20 protein-coding genes and 4 pseudogenes are annotated in these 21399 nt (G+C 59.4%); 12 read left to right on the plus strand and 12 right to left on the minus strand.

Translation table 11 applies throughout. The features are described from left to right. Positions 1–33: 33 nt before the first annotated feature. Entirely contained in the window at positions 34–1149 is a 1116-nt protein-coding gene (locus tag NANH_RS0107200; RefSeq protein ID WP_036050587.1) for an NnrS family protein, read from the minus strand. A gap of 135 nt (positions 1150–1284) precedes the next feature. On the opposite strand from NANH_RS0107200, the gene NANH_RS0107205 reads away from it, so the two are divergent. Then, positions 1285–1686 (plus strand): tellurite resistance TerB family protein, encoded by a 402-nt coding sequence (locus tag NANH_RS0107205; protein WP_036049544.1) that lies wholly within the window; start codon positions 1285–1287, stop codon positions 1684–1686. A 239-nt stretch (positions 1687–1925) separates the two neighbouring features. Then, the gene (locus tag NANH_RS0107210) at positions 1926–2546 is read left to right on the plus strand and encodes an outer membrane protein (protein WP_027261412.1); all 621 of its coding nucleotides are present in this window, start codon (positions 1926–1928) and stop codon (positions 2544–2546) included. A 101-nt stretch (positions 2547–2647) separates the two neighbouring features. Here the strand turns inward: NANH_RS0107210 and dacB are convergent, their stop codons facing one another. Together dacB and NANH_RS25730 are read right to left on the minus strand one after the other, a co-directional pair. Beyond that, the gene (dacB, locus tag NANH_RS0107215) at positions 2648–4144 is read right to left on the minus strand and encodes a D-alanyl-D-alanine carboxypeptidase/D-alanyl-D-alanine endopeptidase (protein WP_027261413.1); all 1497 of its coding nucleotides are present in this window, start codon (positions 4142–4144) and stop codon (positions 2648–2650) included. Between the two features lie 66 nt (positions 4145–4210). After that, the gene (locus tag NANH_RS25730; protein WP_074920810.1) at positions 4211–4849 is read right to left on the minus strand and encodes a nicotinate-nucleotide adenylyltransferase; all 639 of its coding nucleotides are present in this window, start codon (positions 4847–4849) and stop codon (positions 4211–4213) included. A 78-nt stretch (positions 4850–4927) separates the two neighbouring features. Here NANH_RS25730 and ettA point away from each other — a divergent pair, with 78 nt between their 5' ends. Both ettA and NANH_RS28440 read left to right on the plus strand, forming a co-directional pair. Beyond that, the gene (ettA, locus tag NANH_RS0107225) at positions 4928–6577 is read left to right on the plus strand and encodes an energy-dependent translational throttle protein EttA (protein WP_027261414.1); all 1650 of its coding nucleotides are present in this window, start codon (positions 4928–4930) and stop codon (positions 6575–6577) included. 82 nt (positions 6578–6659) lie between these two features. Beyond that, a pseudogene (locus tag NANH_RS28440) lies at positions 6660–7022 on the plus strand (transposase); the annotation flags it as partial. A gap of 276 nt (positions 7023–7298) precedes the next feature. Here the strand turns inward: NANH_RS28440 and NANH_RS0107230 are convergent. Then, positions 7299–8324: an IS110 family RNA-guided transposase gene (locus NANH_RS0107230; RefSeq protein WP_027260321.1), complete on the minus strand. Its 1026-nt coding sequence runs from the start codon at positions 8322–8324 to the stop codon at positions 7299–7301. An 82-nt stretch (positions 8325–8406) separates the two neighbouring features. Between NANH_RS0107230 and NANH_RS27840 the strand changes: the two are divergent. The 5 genes and pseudogenes from NANH_RS27840 to NANH_RS0107255 form a co-directional block, all read left to right on the plus strand. Continuing rightward, a pseudogene (locus NANH_RS27840) lies at positions 8407–8812 on the plus strand (IS5 family transposase); the annotation flags it as partial. A gap of 399 nt (positions 8813–9211) precedes the next feature. Then, positions 9212–9616 carry an IS66-like element accessory protein TnpA gene (gene tnpA / locus NANH_RS0107235; RefSeq protein ID WP_027261415.1) on the plus strand — a complete coding sequence of 135 codons (405 nt, stop codon included), beginning with the start codon at positions 9212–9214 and terminating at the stop codon, positions 9614–9616. Next, positions 9613–10110, plus strand: a complete 498-nt coding sequence (gene tnpB, locus NANH_RS27845; RefSeq protein WP_027261416.1) for an IS66 family insertion sequence element accessory protein TnpB — start codon at positions 9613–9615, stop codon at positions 10108–10110. Before tnpA ends, tnpB begins: the two co-directional genes overlap by 4 nt. Continuing rightward, positions 10022–11463 (plus strand): annotated as a pseudogene (gene tnpC / locus NANH_RS25740) (IS66 family transposase); the annotation flags it as partial. The gene tnpB and the pseudogene tnpC, both read left to right, overlap by 89 nt. Positions 11464–11529: 66 nt before the next feature. Beyond that, a protein-coding gene (locus tag NANH_RS0107255; protein WP_245601386.1) for an IS3 family transposase occupies positions 11530–12629 on the plus strand; the annotation gives its coding sequence in 2 pieces (ribosomal slippage) (positions 11530–11779 and positions 11779–12629; 1101 coding nt in all). Positions 12630–13147: 518 nt separating this feature from the next. Here NANH_RS0107255 and NANH_RS0107260 read toward each other — a convergent pair. After that, positions 13148–13411, minus strand: a complete 264-nt coding sequence (locus tag NANH_RS0107260) for a DUF2312 domain-containing protein (protein ID WP_027261417.1) — start codon at positions 13409–13411, stop codon at positions 13148–13150. A 101-nt stretch (positions 13412–13512) separates the two neighbouring features. Then, the gene (locus tag NANH_RS27850) at positions 13513–13704 is read right to left on the minus strand and encodes a DUF2312 domain-containing protein (protein ID WP_407694801.1); all 192 of its coding nucleotides are present in this window, start codon (positions 13702–13704) and stop codon (positions 13513–13515) included. A 129-nt stretch (positions 13705–13833) separates the two neighbouring features. On the opposite strand from NANH_RS27850, the gene NANH_RS0107270 reads away from it, so the two are divergent. After that, positions 13834–14052 (plus strand): hypothetical protein, encoded by a 219-nt coding sequence (locus NANH_RS0107270; protein ID WP_027261419.1) that lies wholly within the window; start codon positions 13834–13836, stop codon positions 14050–14052. A gap of 21 nt (positions 14053–14073) precedes the next feature. Here the strand turns inward: NANH_RS0107270 and NANH_RS0107275 are convergent, their stop codons facing one another. Both NANH_RS0107275 and NANH_RS29665 read right to left on the minus strand, forming a co-directional pair. Then, positions 14074–14289 (minus strand): hypothetical protein, encoded by a 216-nt coding sequence (locus tag NANH_RS0107275; RefSeq protein ID WP_027261420.1) that lies wholly within the window; start codon positions 14287–14289, stop codon positions 14074–14076. Between the two features lie 275 nt (positions 14290–14564). After that, entirely contained in the window at positions 14565–14990 is a 426-nt protein-coding gene (locus NANH_RS29665; RefSeq protein WP_027261421.1) for an iron-sulfur cluster assembly scaffold protein, read from the minus strand. Positions 14991–15524: 534 nt separating this feature from the next. Here NANH_RS29665 and NANH_RS27855 point away from each other — a divergent pair. Beyond that, positions 15525–15940: pseudogene (locus NANH_RS27855) on the plus strand (transposase); the annotation flags it as partial. Positions 15941–16255: 315 nt separating this feature from the next. Further along, positions 16256–16681, plus strand: a complete 426-nt coding sequence (locus NANH_RS0107290; RefSeq protein ID WP_027261423.1) for a TIGR01244 family sulfur transferase — start codon at positions 16256–16258, stop codon at positions 16679–16681. Between the two features lie 65 nt (positions 16682–16746). Here the strand turns inward: NANH_RS0107290 and NANH_RS25755 are convergent, their stop codons facing one another. The 4 genes from NANH_RS25755 to NANH_RS0107310 form a co-directional block, all read right to left on the minus strand. Then, positions 16747–17907, minus strand: coding sequence for a FliM/FliN family flagellar motor C-terminal domain-containing protein (locus NANH_RS25755; protein WP_051372278.1), 1161 nt, complete (start codon positions 17905–17907; stop codon positions 16747–16749). 93 nt (positions 17908–18000) lie between these two features. Next, positions 18001–20679: an ATP-binding protein gene (locus NANH_RS0107300; RefSeq protein ID WP_027261424.1), complete on the minus strand. Its 2679-nt coding sequence runs from the start codon at positions 20677–20679 to the stop codon at positions 18001–18003. Further along, entirely contained in the window at positions 20679–20996 is a 318-nt protein-coding gene (locus NANH_RS0107305; protein WP_027261425.1) for a hypothetical protein, read from the minus strand. Before NANH_RS0107305 ends, NANH_RS0107300 begins: the two co-directional genes overlap by 1 nt. After that, a complete protein-coding gene (locus NANH_RS0107310; RefSeq protein WP_027261426.1) occupies positions 20993–21373 on the minus strand; it encodes a response regulator transcription factor in 381 nt (126 codons plus the stop codon). The genes NANH_RS0107305 and NANH_RS0107310 overlap by 4 nt, the downstream gene beginning before the upstream one ends. Positions 21374–21399 lie beyond the last annotated feature (26 nt).

The raw sequence follows: 21399 nt of genomic DNA on the forward strand, positions 1-21399 counted from the left end.
ATTGCGCCCATAACCCGTCGTCAACACGCACCGCTACAGGCGCGGCAATACCGCAATGCGCCCGTAGCGCAGGGCAAACAAGGCAAATCCCAGGGTCCACAAACCGCCCGACAAATCGATCAGCATGGTCTGATCCACTGCCGTCGGCGCCAGCACGCGCAGTACCGCTCCCAGATGCACGGCCGCCAACAGGACGACGTCGACGCCATTGCCGCGTATGGGCCGGTTCGCGTGTCCCAGAATGGCGCGCATCATCACGATCAGCGTCATGCCCCCGACTGCGCCTGCCCCGATGGCATGGACCACCTGCACCGGCTCTGCCACTCCCAACACCGACACCGCCAACAGCGCAAACGAAACCGCGACCCACGCATATCCCAGATGCAGAGCCAGCAGCAGCGGTTCGCGGGTCACGGCCCAGAATTTCCAACGGAGCAACCGTAGCGCAACCGCCACTGACGCAGTCGCCGCGGTGACCAAGCCGATTTTATGATCCGGAAACACAATCCAGACCGCCGCCGCCAAAACCGCCGCCACAATCGCAACCTTGTCGATCAAGCCAAAGGCAGGAATCTCCACGCCGCTTCCCCGTGCCTTTAGCCAGTTGCGGCCAAAGGTCGGCGTCACGCGCCCACCAACCAGGGTGATCAGCACCAACGCCAATCCAAACCCCAGACGCGAGGCAAGATCCTGAAACCCGGCCAGAAACAGCGCATCCGCCAATGCGAACAGCCATACCATGCCCGCAACAGGCAGGTTACGCCGATTGCCCGCGATCCAGATCTCGCGACTGACAATCGCCGCCAGACTCAGAGGATAGGCCAGTGCAAAACCCGCCTGAAGGCCACCGCCTGGCAGCAGCGCAAAGCCGAACCGGCCCAATACCCACAGGGCGAACAGACCGACCAAAGGCCCGCCCGTCAGCGCCGGACGGTTGGTCCAGTTCGGCACCGCAGTCAGCAGGAACCCCCCCAGCGCCAGCCCCAGATAGCCAAACAACATCTCATGCCGGTGCCATCGCAGCCCATCAAACGGCATTGCCAGATCCACCCCGGACCAGATCAACAGCCAGACCACAATCGCCGTGGCCGCGAACGCCCCGGCAGCAGGAAAAAACAGCCTGTAGGCTCCGGTTGTCAGAATATGCATCCGCACCTCATTCCATTCTTTGGCTCCATCCGAGCGCACACCGGCTATTGTGCTGTCGGCGACCCGTCAATAACCTGCACCGCAACATGACCCGATCCAAAGGACGCATTCGCCGTGACCAATAGCCACCCCACCATGCTGACCGCACAAGACTGCCTTGTTGCCCTGATGATCGCGGTTTCGGCCTCGGACGAAAACATGCGCACCTCCGAACTGGTCAAGATCCAGTCCGCCGTGAACATGCTGCCGATTTTTGCCGAATACGATATCGATCGAATGAAAGCGACTGCGCAGGTGGTGTTCGACCTGTTCGAACAAGAAGACGGGTTGGACGCGCTGTTCGGACTGATCCGTGAAAACTTGCCTGAGCGTCTGTTTGAAACCGCCTATGCGCTGGCTTGCGACGTGGCCGCCGCAGATGGGGCCCTGGCGGAACCGGAACTGCGCCTGCTGGAAGAAATGCGCTATGAGCTGGACATCGACCGGTTGCACGCAGCCGCAATCGAACGGGGTGCACGGGCGCGGCACGTGACATAATCGGCGCATCGGATCTCAGCCAAATCCACCCAATGCCCCATATATAAGCGACTCTCCGCCGATTCGTGGCAATATTGCCGATTCGATGTGTTAATTTGGACACGCATTTTTTTGCCACGTCGATGGAACTTGCAATAGCCCTGCGCCGTTCTATTTACGGTATCTAAACCGACTCACGGCAGCAGCCGCTTGGGCGGGGTAGATGTGAAACAACTGTGACTCTTATGGAGCGAAAAGTTATGATTAAGACAACTGCACTCGCGATGGCACTTTCCGCAGCAGCAAGCACTGCATTCGCAGGCAACGCGGCTCCTGCCCCGATCGAACCGGTGGTTCTGACCCCCGTTGAACAGCCGTTTTGGGCAGGCGCCTATGTCGGTGGCCAGCTGGGCTATGCGTTTAGCGACTTCAACATCGATTCCAACACCCTCAGCGATTTCGACGAAGATAACGTGATCGGCGGTATCACCGCTGGTTATCTCTGGGCGCTCGGGAACGGCTGGTATCTGGGTCCGGAATTCCAATACGACTTCACGGATATATCCGTCACCGATGCGGCGACTGGTGACACCACCAGCCTCGACGCTGTCGCACGCCTGAAGCTGATTGCCGGCTACGAACTGGGCAACGGCCTGCTCTATGGCAGCGCGGGTTTCGCGTATGCGGATTTCGACAGCGTAAGCTCAGTTCTTGATTTTGATTCAAACAGCTATGTCGTCGGTCTCGGATATGATTGGCGGGTTGGAGAAAACTGGACGGTCGGTGCCGAATATATGTATCAGACCTTCAGCGGTGCGGGTTCTACCGGTGGCGACGTAGACCTGAACTCGATCTATCTCAAAGCGACCTACCGCTTCTGATACGGACGATTGCACCGGTATCCACCCGGTCCTAAATGTGATTTCCCGGCCATTGCAGATACATTCTGCAATGGCCGCTTTCTTTGGCGGAAAAGACAGTTCTAGCTTCCGTACAGCGCGCCCCAACGCTCGATCAGGTCTTGTTGCAGGGACTTGGCCTTATAGTTCCAGCCCCGCGCCCCTTTGGGACGTTCGCGGGCCGCGCGTGGAATGCGTTTGCGCTGATCGGTGTCCGCGACAAAGATTGCAAAGGCCAATTCAGTGCCATCCGCCGCCGTCATATACCCGCCCAGCCCAGAGACAAAATTCAACGTGCCGGTCTTGGCCGCAACCTTGATCGGATGCGCCCGGTTCACCCGTCCCTTGGAATCGCGTAACTTAAACGGTTTCAGTAACGGCCGCAGCATGTCCTGCTTGCGGGCCTGCACCAACGCCCCGACCAGATCCTGTGCCGTCATCCGCGATGCATCCCCCAAGCCGGAATGATCGACCATCAGAGTCCCCTTCATCGCAAATCTCTGCTCCGCCCAGCGGCTCATTTCAGCCGCCGACGCCTTGAGAGAGTCAGGACGCCGTCCGTGCGCAACCGAAGCGCTCAGCCCCACCATCTCGGCGGTCAGGTTGTTGGAATATTTCAGCATATCCTTCAGAATCGGCTGCAGGGTCGTGCTGTCGTGCTGCGCCAGAATCGTGGCACCCGCAGGCAGCCGTTCGACAGTCCGGGCCGATTTCAGAACAATACCATGCGCTCGCGCCATGGTGCGAAAGACATCGCCCGCATAGGCGCCGGGTTTGCGCACCGGCAACCATCGCGCGCCCCCCTTGCCCAGGGCCGCGCTCGCCACGGTCCACTGATCGACACCCTTCTGGTCGGCATAGGTATAAACCGGCAAGCTGCGCGAGACGACTTTCATCTGCGCAATGTCCACATCGGGACGATACTTGCCGGTGCGCGCATCCATCGTCACGGCATAGCGTTTGCCTGCCAGTTTCCACTCGAAATGGACTCGATTGAAATTTAATGCCAAACCCGAAACCGCCGGGCTGTAACCCACGTGATCCGGCTGTTCCGGGTCAATGCTGCGCACCACGGGCAGCGCGGCTTCGTAAATCAGAAAATCACCGCGCACTTCGCGCACCCCGGCCTGTTTCAGATCCGCGGCCAAGGCCGCCAGATCATCCGTGTTCAGGGTTGGATCACCGCCTCCCGCCAGGATCAGATCGCCCTTCAGAACGCCGCTCTGCACAGGCCCCGCCGCCAGCAACCGCGTCGTGAACCGATGATCCGCACCCAGCGTTTCCAGCGCATAAAGCGCCGTAAGGGCTTTGGCGACACTGGCCGGCGGCAACCCGCGATCCCCGCCCGAGGCTTCCAGTTCCAGCCCCGACTGTACATCCGCCACCGCACAGACCGCCTGACCGCTCAGCCCCGCGCGGGCGATCAGACCATCGACACCGCCACGGGCCTGCCTGCCGAATTCTTCTCCCCGTGATCGGGGACGCAGGGACACCTGAGGCGGAGCCGCGAGCACACCCGCAGGCACCAGCATGGCACCCAGCCCACCCATTATGAACCGTCGAGTCCAGTGTCTGCTCATCCGCGTATCAGCTCTTGTGTCTGTTCATGTCCTCACTAAAGCGCAGCTTGCGGTTGTAAACAAGCGTCAGATTGGCACCCCATCGCCACGTGGTCGCGGGCCCTGCCCCCATCCTGTGTGCGCACGGATCGCGCTCGAACTCAGATTGATCATCGGCAGGTTCACAAAACACCACGCCGGAGCCGTGGCCCGCGCCAGCATCTGGCTGGCCGCGCCGCTCAACCTGTATTGCCGATAAATCCGTGCCGCCGGGGACATCCGGGCGCTGATCCTGTCGCCGGGACGGGCCAGCACCCCGACCGGCACCGTGTCCATGATCCGGCGCCAATCTTGCCACTGGTGAAACTGCGCCAGATTATCCGCCCCCATCAGCCAGACAAAGCCCACCCCGGGATATATCACCCGCAGCCGTGCAAGTGTCTGGGCAGTGATCCGCGTGCCAAGCTGCTCTTCAAGCGATGTCACCGTCACCCTTGGGTGGCGCATGATCGCGCGCGCCGCCACCATCCGCTGCGCCAAAGGGGCCGGGCCATGCCGCTTCAGCGGATTGCCTGGACTGACGAGCCACCATATCCGGTCCAGACCGAACCGTTTCAACGCTTCGCCGGTCACGCGCACATGCCCCGTATGTGGCGGATCAAACGATCCCCCCAACAAGCCCACACTCATGCCCGCCCGCGCGATTGGAAACTCGCTCCGCTCCACCGTTTCTTCCCGATTGCTCTTTCAACCGCCCTTGGATAGACCACCGGCGTTGCAGCGCACAAGCAGGAGAGCATCGAAATGGCCGCCTACCAATATGTTTATCACATGCAAGGGGTCTCCAAGACCTATCCCGGCGGCAAGAAATGCTTTGAAAACATTCACCTCAGCTTTCTTCCCGGCGTGAAAATCGGCGTCGTCGGCGTCAACGGCGCAGGTAAATCCACGCTAATGAAGATCATGGCCGGGCTGGACACCGATTTCACCGGCGAAGCCTGGGCAGCCGAGGGCGCCAAAGTCGGGTATCTGCCCCAGGAACCGAAATTGGATGAAACCTTGTCCGTACGTGAAAACGTCATGCTGGGTGTCGCAGGAAAAAAGGCGATCCTGGACCGCTACAACGATCTGGCGATGAACTACTCCGATGAAACTGCCGACGAAATGGCCGCTTTGCAGGATCAGATCGACGCCGAAAACCTGTGGGATCTGGACAGCCAGATCGACGTCTCCATGGAGGCCCTGCGCTGCCCGCCGGACGACGCCAAAATTGCCGATCTTTCGGGCGGCGAAGCCCGCCGCGTTGCGCTGTGCAAGCTGCTGCTGCAAGCACCTGACATGTTATTGCTGGACGAACCCACCAACCACCTGGACGCGGAAACCATCGCCTGGCTGCAACAGCACCTGATCGACTACAAGGGCACCATCCTGATCGTCACCCACGACCGCTATTTCCTCGATGACATCACCGGCTGGATTCTGGAACTGGATCGCGGCCGCGGAATTCCCTACGAGGGCAACTATTCCGCCTGGCTGGAACAAAAGGCCAAGCGGCTGTCGCAAGAGGCCCGCGAGGACAAGTCCAAGCAAAAGACGCTGGAGCGCGAACTGGACTGGATGCGCCAGGGCGCCAAGGCGCGTCAGGCCAAGTCCAAGGCCCGGATCAACGCCTATAACGAGATGGCTGACAGTTCCGAGCGCGAAAAACTGACCCGCGCCCAGATCGTCATCCCCAACGGCCCGCGACTGGGCTCCAAGGTGATCGAGGTCACGGGTCTGTCCAAGCACATGGGCGACAAACAACTGATCGAAGGGCTGGACTTTGCCCTGCCGCCGGGCGGCATCGTCGGCGTGATCGGCCCCAACGGCGCGGGCAAATCGACCCTGTTCAAGATGCTGACCGGGCAGGAAAAACCCGACGCGGGAACCGTCGAATACGGCGACACCGTCGATCTGAGCTATGTCGATCAGTCCCGCGATGACCTTCAGCCCGACGACACCGTCTGGGAGGCGATCACCGGAGGCGCCGAGCTGATCCAGCTGGGCGACGCCGAGGTGAACTCGCGCGCCTATTGCAGCTCGTTCAACTTCAAGGGCGGCGATCAGCAGAAGAAAGTCGGCCTGCTGTCGGGCGGTGAGCGCAATCGCGTACACATGGCGCGGCTCTTGAAAGAGGGCGGCAACGTGCTGCTGCTCGATGAGCCGACCAACGATCTCGACGTCGAAACCCTACGCGCGCTCGAGGACGCCCTGGTCGATTTCGCCGGCTGCGCCGTGGTCATCTCCCACGACCGTTTCTTCCTCGACCGCATCTGCACCCATATCCTGGCGTTCGAAGGCGATGCCCATGTGGAATGGTTCGAGGGGAATTTCGAGGATTACGAGGAAGACAAGAAGCGGAGATTGGGGGACGTCGAACCCAAGCGTATGAAATTCAAGAAATTTACAAGGTGAAGTTCTTGAATTTCTGCCAGGGCCTCGACCTATTGATTTCAGTCATGCGACATGATTCACCGGTCAAAAATTGAGCGGTGATATATCTGATCTTTTCTGGGTGAGCGCCGAACAGATGGCGCGTCTTGAGTCCTATTTCCCGAAATCCCATGGCAAACCACGGGTCGATGACTGCAGAGTGTCGAGCGGCATGATCTTCATCAATCGCATTGGATTACGTTGACGGGATGCGCCGAAGGAATACGGTCCTCACAATACGCCCTACAACCGCTGGAAGCGGTGGAGCGGCATGGGGGTGTTTACCCGGATCGTGGAAGGGTCGGCCGCAGAGGCCGCGGATCGCAAGTCCATCATGATCGATGCCACTTGCCTCAAGGCGCGCCGCACGGCTTCCGGCCTGCGGTTAAAAAGGGGGCGTTGCAGGCTGATCACTGCCCGGCAGGGCATCGCACAGCAATGTCCCGTGTATGGACGCCCCCGGGGTTGCAAGCGGCTTCTTTGACTTTGGCAACAGCACTGCGGTCGAGTTCCTTCGTGTATCCGGCCTCTGGTTGCGACCTTCAACGTCGCGGGCCCTCATGGTGAGTTCGAGGAACAGGTCCAAAACGAGAGGCCGTAGTATAAGCTACTCGGGACATTACTGGTTTTCCCATTCCTGATCTCGTCGACGCTTTGCCATGACCTCCGTTCAGAACCACCGCACCCCAGCCTGCCTTCGCACTCAGGCGTTGGCAGGGGTCTCGTAGACGCCGCCATGAACCATGATCGCCCATGCCATCCGCGCCATCTTGTTTGCCAGCGCAACTGCAACCAGCATTTTAGGTTTGCGAGCCAACATACGGGCCAGCCACGACCCATCTGGCGCGCCGCCGCGCTTTTGTGCGGCTTGGATCGCGGACATGGCACCGATGATCAGCAAACGCCGCAGGTCGCGCTGACCCATTTTTGATATCTTGCCCAGCCTTGTTTTACCGCCCGTAGAATGCTGGCGTGGTGCCAGCCCGACCCAGGCTGCGAAGTCGCGCCCCTTGCTGAACATTTCTGGCGGTGCAGCCAGCACGGCAATCGATACCGCCGTCACCGGGCCGATCCCCGGCATGGTCATCAATCTGCGTGCAACATCATTGTGCTGGGCAACCTGGCGGAGCTGTCGTGTCAGAGCATCAATGCGATCGCCTAGCCCGGCGATGAGATCGAAGAATATCTGGCAAAGGCCGATGACTTCAGGTGGCAAGTGGTCTGCATTCTCAGCCACAGCTCTTTCCAATCGAGGCAGATGCTGAGGGCCTTTCGGCGCGACAATTCCATGCTCAGCCAAATGCCCGCGCAATGCGTTGATTGTCTGGGTGCGTTGCCCGGTCAACAGGTCGCGGGTCTTGAGTACCATCGACTGCCCTTGCTGCTCGGTGGTCTTGGCCGCCACAAAACGCATGGTCGGCCGCGACGCTGCTTCAGCGATAGCTTCGGCATCATTCGCATCGTTCTTTTGCCGCTTCACATAGGGTTTGACGTATTGCGGGGCGATCAGCCTGACATCGTGACCAAGTCTGGAAAGCTCCCGGCTCCAGTGATGCGCCCCCGCGCAAGCTTCCAAAGCGATGATGCAGGGCTCAACCTGATCAAAAAACTCCAACACACGACCGCGCGGCAGCGCCTTGCTAAAAACCTTCGATCCGTCTTTGGCGCAGCCATGTGCGTGAAACGAATTCTTGGCAATATCCAATCCTACAATGCTAACCTTTTTCATGGGCGCTTCCTCCTAGTAGCACGTTTCGACACCGCTACCTTGGCACAACGATGCCGTGAGGGGGCGTCCACACCATCAAGAGGGACGTCGGACCAAAGGCGGGATGAACACGAAGCGGCATGCCGTCACCGACACAAGCGGCCGCCCGATCCGCCTCTTCATCACAGCCGGCCAAATCAGCGACGACACCGGAGCGAGAGTTCTGGTCGACAGCCTGCGGCCGATTGGCTGCTGGGAAACCGAGGATATGACGCGGACGGGTTCATGGAGGCCCTTACTGGCAAGGGAATTAAGCCCTGCATTCCAGGCGGAAATCGCGCGGCAAACCCAGCCGATAGGACAAGCGTCGCGACGAACGGCGCAACCGGACCGAGATCATGTTCGGACGCCTGAAGGCCCGGCGACGGGTCGCCACCCGTTATGACCGATGCCCAAAGGCGTTGCTGTCGGCAATAGCGCTCGCTGCCACCGTCTTGTTCTGGCTGTAAATCAATGGGTCCAAAGCCTAAGCGCGTTAGCGGCCGAGATCATAGACAGGCTGAACAACCACCCACACGCTACATCTATCTCAAGAGCTAAACTTCCTGAAATACCCGACTTGAGGTATCGCCTGGTAGAACTGCGAGACACCCATTTGGGTCCTGGCCACTACGATTGGTTGTCTCGGTCAAGCGCGGTGGACCACAGAGGGTTGAATAAGATCGACCGCCGTCACAGATTACGCTACTTCGCCAAAGCCTCAAACTACAACAAGCTCGTATTTGATATTGTATCAAAGGATTGAGCCCACCTTTGAAGTTCAGTATGCGGTGTCTGAGCCCCACCTTCCCGGAGTCAATCTGATTTGAGACTCAGGTCCTGTTGGATAACAGGAAGTGAGTTTCTCCATGGAGAATACGAGCGAGTTTCTCACGCGGTTAGGCGTTGAGGTCTCACAGACGGGTCACCGGCGGTGGCCGGATCGCGTCAAGGCGCAGATCGTGGCGGAAACGCTTGCGCCGGGCGCGACGGTGAATGACGTGGCGCGGAAGTATGACCTGCGACCGAACCACCTGTCAGCATGGCGGCGGATGGCCAAGGATGGTGACCTCGTTCTGTCGGCGCCGGACGCCGAGGCGGAGTTCGCCCCGTTGGTGGTGTTTGATGTCGAGACGCCCCCGACCGCCGAAGACGCTGTACCGGTGACCTTTACAGTCGAGATCATGGCCGGATCGGTTTCCGTCCGGCTGGACGGTGCCACGCCTGCGGGCCGGATTGCGGAGATCGTGCGCGCGGTCGGCGGTGGCGCATGATTTCCCCATCGAACCGGGTGCGCATCCTGGTGGCGACGCAGCCGGTCGATTTCCGCAAGGGACACGATGGCCTCACCGCGCTGGTCCAGTCGGTTCTGCGCAAGGCCCCGTTCACCGGGACGGTCTTCGTGTTCCGGGCCAAGCGCCTGGACCGGTTGAAGCTGCTCTATTGGGATGGCAGCGGCCTTGTCATGGCCTACAAGCGGCTGGAGGAAACGACGTTCGCTTGGCCCGCAATAAAGGACGGGATGATGGCGCTGAACCACGCCCAATTCGAGGCGCTTTTTCTGGTCTGGACTGGCGCAAGTTCAAAGCGCTGGAGGCCCGCCCACCAGCCGCGGCGGAGTGACTCAAGGGCGTCGAATGCAGCGGTCATGGCTTTGATTTCGGTCTACAAATCCGGCCATGACCGCCGCCGCCAAAGACCTCGATCTGTCCGTTCTGCCGCCGGAATATCGCGCTGCGTTCGAGGCGCAGGTCGCACGTGTGGCTGAACTGGAGGAGACCAACCAGCGGCAGGAACATCTGATCGCCGAGATGCACCATGCGCTCTACGGCAAGAAGTCCGAAAAACTGAACGACGACGATCGGCAGTTGGCCTTCGAGGGCCTTGAGGTTGCCCTTGCCGAGGTTGAAGAGAAAAAATCGGAGCAGGCCCTTGGCGACGATAAGTTCAGGTGCAAAAAAAAGATCGCCAAGCGCAATCGCGGTAACCTACCCGAGGGATTGCCGCGCATCGAACAGGTGATCGAGCCCGACAGCCTGGACTGCCCCTGTGGCTGCGGAGCGATGCACCGGATCGGTGAAGACCGCAACGAACGGCTGGATATCGTTCCGGCGCAGTGCCGCGTGATCGTGACGATCCGCCCCAAATACGCCGGTCGCACATGCACCGACAGCATCACCCAAGCCCCGACACCGCCCTGGCTCATTGAGGGCGGGCTGCCCACCGAAGGGGCCATCGCCCACGTACTGGTCAGCAAGTATGCCGACCATTGCCCGTTGTACCGGCAGTCGCAAATTCTGGGCCGTTCCGGCATCGACATCCACCGGTCAACCCTGGCGGATTGGACGGGTGTAGCTGGCTTCCATCTCGCGCCTGTCTTGGACAGACTGGCTGAGCATCTGAAGACGTCAACGAAGCTCTTCATGGATGAGACCACCGCCCCCGTGCTCGACCCCAGACGCGGGCGCACAAAAACCGGCTACCTTTGGGCGCTGGCCCGGGATGACAGGGCCTGGGGCGGCGGTGATCCGCCGGGGGTCGTCTATTTCTATGCGCCGGGGCGACATGGCACACATGCCGAAACGTTCCTGACCGGCTTCAACGGCATCCTGCAGATCGACGGCTACACTGGATACAACCGATTGACCAAACCGTCCCGCAAGGGAGGCGAGCCGATCAGCGTTGCGTATTGCTGGGCGCACGCCCGTCGCAAACTGAAGGAAGTCTTCGATCGCCACGGGTCCGAAATCGCTGCTGAGGGCCTCCGCCGGATCGCCGATATCTACGCCATCGAAAAAGACATCCGCGGCACGTCACCTGGCCAACGCCTGTCCGCCCGCCAAGCCCGATCCGCGCCTCTGGTCGTAGCCTTTGGTGGCTGGCTTCAGGCGCAACGCCTGCGCATCTCGGCGCAATCGCGCCTCGGCGAGAGAAGCTGGCCTACATCCACCGCCACTGGGACGGCCTCCAGACTTTCCTGACCGACGGTCACGTCGAGATCGACAGCAACAATGTCGAAAACCTCGTTCGCCCGATTGTCCTCAATCGCAAGAATGCATTGTTCGCCGGTCACGACGAAGGTGGCCGCGCTTGGGGCCGCATCGCTTCACTGATCGAGACCTTGACCTGAGACCTTAAACCTCCTCCACTTTTGAGTAGGATCTGTCCCAAGCATTGGAGACGGAATATGAAGAAGTCACGATTTTCAGAAGAGCAGATCATCGGGATGATCAAAGAGCAGGAGGGCGGTGTCCCAACGGCTGAGGTGTGCCGCAAGCATGGCATCAGCACAGCGTCGTTCTACAAATACAAATCGAAGTTCGGCGGAATGGACGTGTCCGATGCCCGCAAGCTGAAGGCGCTTGAGGATGAGAACGGCAAGCTGAAGAAGCTGCTGGCAGAACAGATGCTGGATAACGCCATGCTGAAGGATGTGAACTCAAAAAAATGGTGACGCCCGCGGCAAAGCGGAAAGCGGTGGTTCATCTTTGTGATCAGCACGGGGTGAGCCAGCGGCGGGCGTGCGATGTGTTGGACGTGGATCGGTCGAGTGTGCGGTATCGCAGCATCCGACCAGATGATGCTGACCTGCGCAAAGCCATGAAGGATGTGGCTGCTGAACGTCGGCGCTTCGGTTACAGGCGCATACACATCATGCTGGAGCGTCAAGGCATCTACATGAACCAGAAGAAGCTGCGGCGTTTGTATCGCGAAGAAGGGCTCCAGGTGCGTAAGCGTGGTGGCCGGAAACGCGCCCTGGGCACGCGCCGCCCGATGATCGTGCCAGAGACCATCAATGAGCGTTGGAGCCTGGATTTCGTTTCGGACGCGTTCACAGATGGACGCAGGTTCCGCGTTCGGGCGATGGTAGATGATTTTAGCCGTGAATGTTTGGCTCTTGTTCCGGATACATCGCTGTCGGGCGCGCGGCTGACGCGTGAATTGGACGCTATCATTCAGGTGCGCGGAATGCCGAAGACAATTGTCAGCGACAACGGGACCGAAATGACCAGTTCAGCGGTTTTGAAATGGTGCCAGAAAACAAAGATCGACTGGCATTACATCGCTCCAGGAAAGCCAACACAGAACGCTTTCATCGAGAGTTTCAACGGCAGTTTCCGCGATGAGTGCTTGAACGAGACGCTGTTCTCGTCCCTCGCAGACGCCAGATCAGAGATCAAAAAATGGAAGGAGGATTACAACCGAAACCGGCCGCATTCGTCGCTGGCAAATCTCACGCCGAACGAGTTCGCAGACAAAATGACGTTGCAAAAGCAGGCCGCATGAGGCCAGAAAACAAAACCCGGATTCTCCCAAAGGCTGGAGGAGAGATGGGTCTCAGGTCAGATACAGACGCGGACCAGAAATCTTCAGGAAACCACCGGTGAACTCAAAGAATACGCTTCCACCACCATTTGTTCGGCATCATGAGAAAGTTTTATTTTTTAATAAATAACAGACACTTGAAGTATCCCATGGATCTGTCTCCGAACGCTCCGGGAAAACTCGATGGCACATGTATTTTGGCACAGGCACAGGAGCGCTTGGCACACGAAAAAGGCACACGTACCCCATTGAAAAATAGATATATTTTATGTCTCAACTTCAGAATGGATGCCGATGGACGTATTTTTTATCATTCGTTTCAATAACTTAAATAAATCCGGTCACCCAAGACACCTAAAGGCAATCTCACTCTCCAAAACGGCACGTTTTCGGTCAAAAAACGGGTGCTGCACAACACGTCTTGACGCCTGCACAACACCCTAAATTTAACCCAACAATATCCAGCTATTAGAGAGAAATTATGCCATCCCAAGAGCTTCTTTATACATCTCAAGGACTGCTTCCTCTTCAGCGATATCGTCTTTGTCCCTTTTGCGGAGTCGAATAAGGGTGCGAACTACCTTTACGTCGTAACCACGTCCTTTTAGTTCTGAGAATACCTCTTTTTGCTGTTCGGCGAGGTCGGCCTTCTCCTGATCGAGTCGCTCGATACGCTCGACGAACTGGCGCAGTTCGCTGGCAGTTACTTTGTAGGAGTCAGTTGCTTCTTCGTAATCACTCATCGTTACCTCATTTGTATTCTTGGGACGGATTGGCCCTGTGGAAGACACATCAGAATACAGTGTTTCCCGCTAAGCCTTTGTTTACTCACTCGCACAACGAATTAGTGGTGGTATTTGCAGCCACGCGCCTTGGCTTCGGCCATCACCTCTTTCTGCTGCTCGGCGATATCCTTCTTTTCCGCTTCCAGTCGCTCGACCCGCTCGATGAACTGACGCAGTCCATTGGCGTCACCCGATAAGTGCTGTCGGTATTTGTATCGCTCATTCCAGATGCTCCGTGGTCGTCGGCTCAAAGGGACTTGCGCAATAGCGCCGCCGCGGCCACTGCGCAAGGCAGAATGCACGCGACACCGGGCATCATGGTTGCGCGCTCCCATACGTTCCGCTAGGCGCAATACACACACCGCAAGCTGAGAAGTGCAATGTTTGAAATTATGATCTGGGCTGGCGCAGCCCTATCCCTTGTCGGCCTGGCTGGCCTTGTCTGGTGCATCTTGCGCGTCGCCAAAGCCCGGCGCGCCAAGCTGAGCGAAGACGACATGCGCGCCACGCTGCAATCGGTCCTGCCGATGAACATGGCGGCGCTGTTCGTGTCGGTTATCGGTCTCATGCTGATTGTGGTCGGGATTATCCTAGGCTGACCTTACAGAAGAGTTCCCCGTTCAGACCGGCATGTTGTCGAATCTAGCCTCGATCACCTCGTCCGTAAGGTTGGCATCCAAGGTCCGCAAACGTGCCGGCACCCTTTCCCCGCAGGCGGCTATCTTATCCAGAACCTGGGAAAGCTGTGGTTGTAACGCCAATCTCTTTTCAGCCTTGGCACAGGCAATTTCCTGTTCCAGGTTTTCAGCGGTTTTCTTGAGTTCGTCGATCATCATATCGGGCCTCCCCCCAATTGTGCCTGTTGAACATACAACCCCAGCGTAACATCTGCGCAAAAAACTCAGCTGTAAACTGGCATGGTGTTCCAAAGCCATACCACAACCCTGAGCTGATTTCACCAGCTATCTCCAATTCTATACGCGGACCTCGGCCAATCTTTGATACATGTCAAATTCCGCTTGCAAAAACCGCTGCTGAAGCACCTTTTGAAAATAGAATGCGGATGCAGGGCGAAAGAGGGGAGCCGGACAACGACGCCAGTGAAAGCCTTTTACGGCAACGCGGAAAATACTGTTGCAGGTGCCGTACGCGAACCTTCGGGGCGTGCCTGTGCCATCACCGCCCAGATCCATGAGCACGATCTCAATACCGAATAGATCGCGGAGCGCCATGTCCACACTGGCATTTTTCTGCGGCACCCTATCTGCAAGAGCCACTGGGCGGGCGTATCGGTGTCGGCGACCGTATCACGATGGTCCAGAAAACGTTCTGAAAGGTGTTCGACGAAATCATCCGGCTTCAGCGCGACGGCCGCCAGTTCAACGCGCTTCCCCAGCATGGCGACAGTTTTCAGATCGCCAGATGCCTGGGACGTGCCACATACGCCAGGCCGCACGCCCGCTTGCCTGACATATACGATAGGAATCGCCGATTTGTCGGTGACACATTGTTCATGCCTGATTTCGGCACCGTTCAATGCGATTTCCCCGGTGGACCCTCGAAAACGCTGTACAAGTCGATCCAGAGAATCCCCCCCCTGCCCGGCGGCGCTCAATCTGGGCGGATATCCGCATATCGTGTTGGTTCGCTTCGTCTTAATTCACAAGAGCCCATTTCACTCCGCGTTTCCAGCGAAGATACCCTCGCAACACTACGACTTTCGCCGTTTTCTAGATGCCGTCGTCGAACTGAACCCAGCTCAGAACTAGGATCTCCAGACGGAGAACCGGGATCTCTGTTGTGCAAGAAACTATATCGGAGTGACGCCTTTTAATCCGGAAGCGACCTTCGGTCCGCGGCCTATCCGGGACCGCCCGGAATTCTGGATGCACTGCCGGATCATCTGCGGCTGCGTTTGGAGCGGTGCCACCGGGCGTGAATGGCGGGTTTCCTGACGTGGCGTTCCGGCGGAAAGTGGGTGGCGACGTCATCGGCGATCTGAACGAGGAGCATCCGGTCGATGCGGGCGGCGATAACGGCTTGCAGTCCGGGGGCGCTTGCGACCTTGGGCGGAGGTCCGGAAGCCGTGTCGCCTATCTCAGCCGATGCACCCACAGGGTGGCCATGCCGAACCATCGCGTCGTCAGCACCGACGCCGGCACCGTGGTATTCCGTTAGAAGGACTACAGGATCGAGCCCGGCAACAGACAGAAGGTCATGCGTTTGGCCTCGCCCGGGTTCATCCGCCGCTTCCTGGTGCATGTGCTCCCCGATAGGCTCCATCGCATCCGTCACTATGGCCGCCTGGCCAGCGCCACCCGAAAGACCGACATCGCACGCATCCGTGGCTTGCCCGGCCACAGGCCGACTGACCAAAACACCCCGAAATCCGCCGAGACCGCCCCGCTCACCCTGCGCGGGCCATGCCCCTGCTGCGGCGGCCCTATGCGCATCGTCGAAATCTTCCGCCGTAGGCAAAAACCCTGATCTCGCGCACCAACCAAAGAACAGCCCGTATGACGAAACGCCGGTCCTCGGTGCAAAAACCGCCTCGGTGCCCGCTCTCGCACCGAGCCGATCAAAGTCCCAAAGCGCTCACCAATCCCGGGTAAAGGCCTATGACTGACACCACCAGAGTTCAGAGGCGGTTGGACGTGTTCGGCGACTGGTCGCCGACGCTCGCCTTTGTATCGGGGGCGCGCGTGGAATTGCCTTTCTGTCCGCTATGCGGGTCGGAATGGGGTTTGCTCCCGGATCGGCGTGCGGCTGGACAGGTTGGCGGCGGCGGCGTAAGAGACAGATATGGAACCGCGCCCCTTATCCCCCCGCTATTTGGTCTCGCCGCAAATCTCGGTCGAGGATGTCTCCGCCCTTGTGGATGCGGGCATCGTTCTGGTGATCTGCAACCGGCCCGATCAGGAAGTCCCGCCCAGCCATCAGGCCCAAGCGATCGGCGCTGCCGTACGCTCCGCTGGCATACGGTTCGAAGCTCTGCCGCTCACACATCAAACGATGACTGCGCAGAATGTCGCCCGGCAACGCGAGCTGATCGAGTCATCGGACGGCCCGGTGTTGGCCTATTGTGCATCGGGCACCCGCAGCTCGGTTGTCTGGGCGCTGGGTCAGGCGGGAACACAATCGGTGGACGAGATCCTGACCTGTACCGCTGCTGCCGGATACCAGCTGGACGGATTGCGCCCAACATTGGAACAGCTGTCACAGTCCTGAGCCCCGCCTGATTGCATTTGACCGAATTGCGCCGCGTTTGGCAAAGCGGCAGATATACCCACCTGTCAGTCGAGGGTCATCGGTAACGGGGCATATTCACCGCCGTCGGGTGCCACGTCATCCTCCTCGATACCGGCAAGCTCCGAGATTCTCTGCGCAGCTTCCTTGGCTGTCATCTGGTTGATCGCATCGTCAGAGTCCTCATCGATCGGCGTTTTCGTCGCGGCGGGCACCGCCTGTTCGGGCTCTTCCGCGTCAATCTTGCGCCCCTCAACAGTCATCGGATCGTTGACCATCGCGGAGGGCACGCCAATGTCCGCGGCGAACCCATCCTGATCCGGCGTGTGGTGTCGTGGCAAACGGGTCTCATTCAACCGCAGCGCACGCATTCCGTTGATCTGGCCCAGCCGGCCCTCTGCGATCTTCTTGCCCTGGATCGTCACCAGATCGGTGCGGTCCAAATGCTCTTGTATTAACGGCAACATATCCCCCGGCTGCATCCTGGAGAGTTCGGCCAACGGAATCCGCATCCGGCAGATGACCGCCGACAAGTCGGCGCGGGCCATTTCAACTGCTGGCCCCAATCGCGGGACTGACTGATCCGCCGCCTCACCTGCCTCACTTTTTTCCGGTTTCCGCGGTTCGGGCAGGATCAGGCAAATGGTCCCTTGTTGCGGTCCTCCGCCGAATTCAAGCGTCAGATCGAAAATACGAAACCGCTCCGCCTCCATCGCAAGAACGATGGCGCGCGCGTCTTCGGCCCTGGCGCCAAACTTGAAGCCGGACAGACACAGCACATCCTGTGGCCGGTCAGCCAGTTCACTCGCCCGTCGCAGAGTGGAATCGATCAAGGGGGCCGTCAGCGCCGCATCCGTCCCGGTAAACGGGCGCTCGTCCGCAGCCACACCTGTCAACCTCCCCATCGTCTGCTGTTGAATAAGGGCGACCAGAAACGCCCTGTCCAGCGTCGCCGCCCCCAGCTGACCTTCCGGGCCATCCAGCAAGACCTGCAATCGCTCGTCAGACAGATGTTTGATCAGTTCGTCCTGGCTGGCACGGGTATGGATCACACCAATCACCGAAACCGCCAGATCAAACAGATCATCCGCCGCACGCGCCATGGCCAGACGCAGCGCACCGGACGCAGAGCGACCATTGCTTGCCGCGCCATCCCGGCTGAGCTGCATCTTGCGCTGCAATCCTGAATTGGACCCAATTGTTGTCATCGGTTCCGACCTGCCCCTCGCGTCCTGCATGGCTCAGATCTAACGCGGCGTTGGTTACAATTCTCTTTACACAAGAAGGATTTGCTTGGGCTATTACTGGGCAGCGATCCGGCTGGCCACGGGCAGCACGACCCGAAAGGCCCCGCCGCCGTGATCCGTCAGATAGGTTACATTGCCCCCCAGTCGCTGCATGATCTCGCGACAGATCGCCAGCCCGAGACCGGCCCCTCCCACCTTTTCTCCGCGCAGCCGGACAAATTTCTCGAAAATCGTATCCTGCGCCTCGGATGGGATACCACGACCGTTGTCGATAAAGTCGATCACCACCTGGTGCCCGGCCATCTGCACCCTGATCCGCAATTCGGGTTGCTCGGCGTTGCAATATTTCTGTGCATTGGCGATCAGGTTAATGAACACCTGTGCCAACCTGTCCAGATCGGACTGCAACTGGACCGCCTCGCCCCCCCATTCGCGTATAACCTTGAGCGGCGTATCCGCCCCGGCCAAAGCGGCGGCCTCGGCATGATCCAACACCTCGGACAACACACCGTAACGCATGTTCAAGCTGACCTGGCCACTTTCCAGCACGCTCAAATCCAACAGGTCATTCAGCAGCCGGGTCAAACGCAAAGCTTCGTCGTGAATGATCGTGGCACAGCGGGTCTGTTCTGCAGCTTCCAGCCCGTCGGCATCCCGCAGAATTTCCGAAAACGCCCGGATCGAAGTCATCGGCGTGCGCAATTCGTGGCTGACCTGACTGAGGAACGCGTCTTTCTGCATCGACAGCTGTGTCAGCTTTTCGTTGGCTTCGCGCAGCTTGCGCGCGGTGCGGCTAAGCTCGACCGACTTGGCCTCAAGTTGGCTGGAGTACTCCAGCATCTGCGCGCTCTCATCTGCCACCGCCAACAGATCCTCGACCGACACCGACGAACCGCCAACGATCTGACCGATCATCGCATGGGCCGTCGCCGCCCCCACAGATCCGGCCAATTCACGCTCCAGCATCTCAAGGAAGGCGGGGGTCGGCTCCGGCAGGTGACCCCGCACGCCCTGTGCCTCGGCTTCGCGTTGAAACAGGTCCTGGGCCTGGCCCGCGCCCAGAATCCGCTGCGACATGATCATCAGATCCTCGCTTTGCGCCACCGACCCGGTCCAGCCGCGCGGACCGGCGGAATGATCGAACACGTTGACGAACTGTGCGCCCTGCAACCGTTCCAGCGGGCTGGGAAAGCTGGCCAGCGAAACGGCGCAGAATATCGTTGCATTCAACATCATGCTCCACATCACCGAATGCACGATCGGGTCCAGCCCGTCGATCCCGAACAGCGCGTGCGGCCGCAGCCACGCCACCCCAAACAGACCATCCTGCAGGACCGATTGCGGCAACAGCCCGGCCCCCAACGCAGGCAGCAGCAAGGTATAGGCCCACAGAACAAAGCCCACGACCAACCCGACCAGCGCACCGGTGCGGGTGGCACCGCGCCAGAACAGGCCGCCAATCAGCGCAGGCAGTATCTGGGCGATGCCGGCAAAGGCAATCAACCCGATAGAGGCCAGCGCGGCCCCGCCCCCGGACAAGCGATAATAGAAATACCCAAGCGCCAGAATGGCAGCGATTGATACCCGGCGCGACAACAGGACCACATTGCGTACATCACCGGACACCGAGGCACCGTCGCCACGCGACGACAGCCAGATCGGCATCACGATATGGTTGGACACCATCGTCGACAGGGCCATGGCAGCCACGATCACCATCGACGTCGCCGAGGAAAAGCCCCCCAGAAAGGACAACATCGCCAACCCCTCGCGCCCCTGGCTGAGCGGAATGGTCAGCACGAACAGATCGGGGTTTTCGCCAGGCGGCATGATGTCCAGCCCGACGACGGCAATGGGCACGACAAACAGGCTCATCAGCAGCATGTACAGTGGAAAGGCCCAGGCCGCAGTGCGCAGATGACGCTCGTCGTCATTCTCGACAACCATCACCTGAAACATCCGGGGCAGGCATACAAAGGCTGCCGCAGATAGAAAGGTAATGGCAGCCCAGCGACCGGAATGGACCTGCCAGGTGCCAATGGGAGAAGCGTCGATGCGCTCCATCATCGAATCCACCCCTCCCGACAACCCCCAGACGACATAGACACCGACGGCCAGCAACGCCAACAGCTTGACCACCGCCTCGAGCGCCACCGCCGTGACCACTCCATGGTGGCGTTCGTTCACATCCAGATTGCGGGTTCCGAACAGGATCGCGAACACCGCCAACCCTGCCGCGACCAACAGCACGCTGGAACCTTCGGCATATGCTGCGGTCGGATCCGCATCGGAAAAGATCGTGAAAGACAGAGTAATCGACTGCAGTTGCAGAGAGATATAGGGCGTCACGCCGATCACCGCCAACAGCGTGACACAGATCGCCAGCGTGTTGGATTTTCCATAGCGCGACGAGATCAGATCGGCGATCGACGTCACACGCTGGCTACGCCCGATCCGTACCAGTTTGCGCAGACCCCACCACCATCCGACCATCACAAGTGTCGGACCCAGGTAGATGGTAACGAACTCCAGCCCGGACCGCGCAGCATATCCCACGGCACCGTAAAAGGTCCACGCGGTGCAATAAATAGACAGCGAGAGGGTATAGATCAGCGGGCTGCGCAGCCATGTGCTGCGCCCGCGCGCCGCCAGTCTGTCCGCCGCAAATGCCACAAAGAACAACAGCGCCACATACCCCAGGCATACCACCACCAGCATGTTCAGCGAGGCCATTATCCCTGCCTCGGTCCGCGCGGGCTGTCATGGGGGGTCGTGTGCCGCGTACTGAACCCGAACAGCGCAACAATCACGATCAGGGCCGACCATGCCAGGAACACGTAAATAATCGCATCCGACATTGGCACCGTCTGGCTGGCATCGGCGGCGTCCTTCCCCGGCGATGGGACGCTCCACAACAGTGGCAACGTAAACAGCAGCACCCCGAACAGCGGCAGCAACCGCGCCGCATCCATCAACCTGCGGCGGCGATAGCTTTGCCGTTCCAGAAATACCGCACCGGACCGGTCCCGACCTGGGGCCGGATCGGTCATGGCCGCGAAGCCTGCGCCAACAAGTCACGCACGGCCGTCAGGACCTCGGCATTCGAGAACGGCTTGGTCATAAAGCGGCTGACGCCAGCCCGTTCTGCCATCTCGCGATCACGCGACTGGCCGCGCGCAGTCAGCATTAGAATCGGCAGCTTTGCGGTTTCGGGAATTCCACGCAAATCGCGCAAGATATCCATACCGCTTCTGCCCGGCAGCATCAGATCCAGAATCACAAGATCGGGTTCAGCCGCCCTGATCACCTCGACCGCATCCGTGCCATCGGAATGGGTCTCCACCGCCCAACCATCGCGGGTCAGCAGAAAGCGAATTGCTTCAATGATGTTCGGTTCATCCTCGATCAGCAGAACATGTCGGCCCATCTAAGCTTTTCCTCCCCAGGAGCGTG

Source organism: Sedimentitalea nanhaiensis DSM 24252 (genome assembly GCF_000473225.1).
GTDB lineage: Bacteria > Pseudomonadota > Alphaproteobacteria > Rhodobacterales > Rhodobacteraceae > Sedimentitalea > Sedimentitalea nanhaiensis.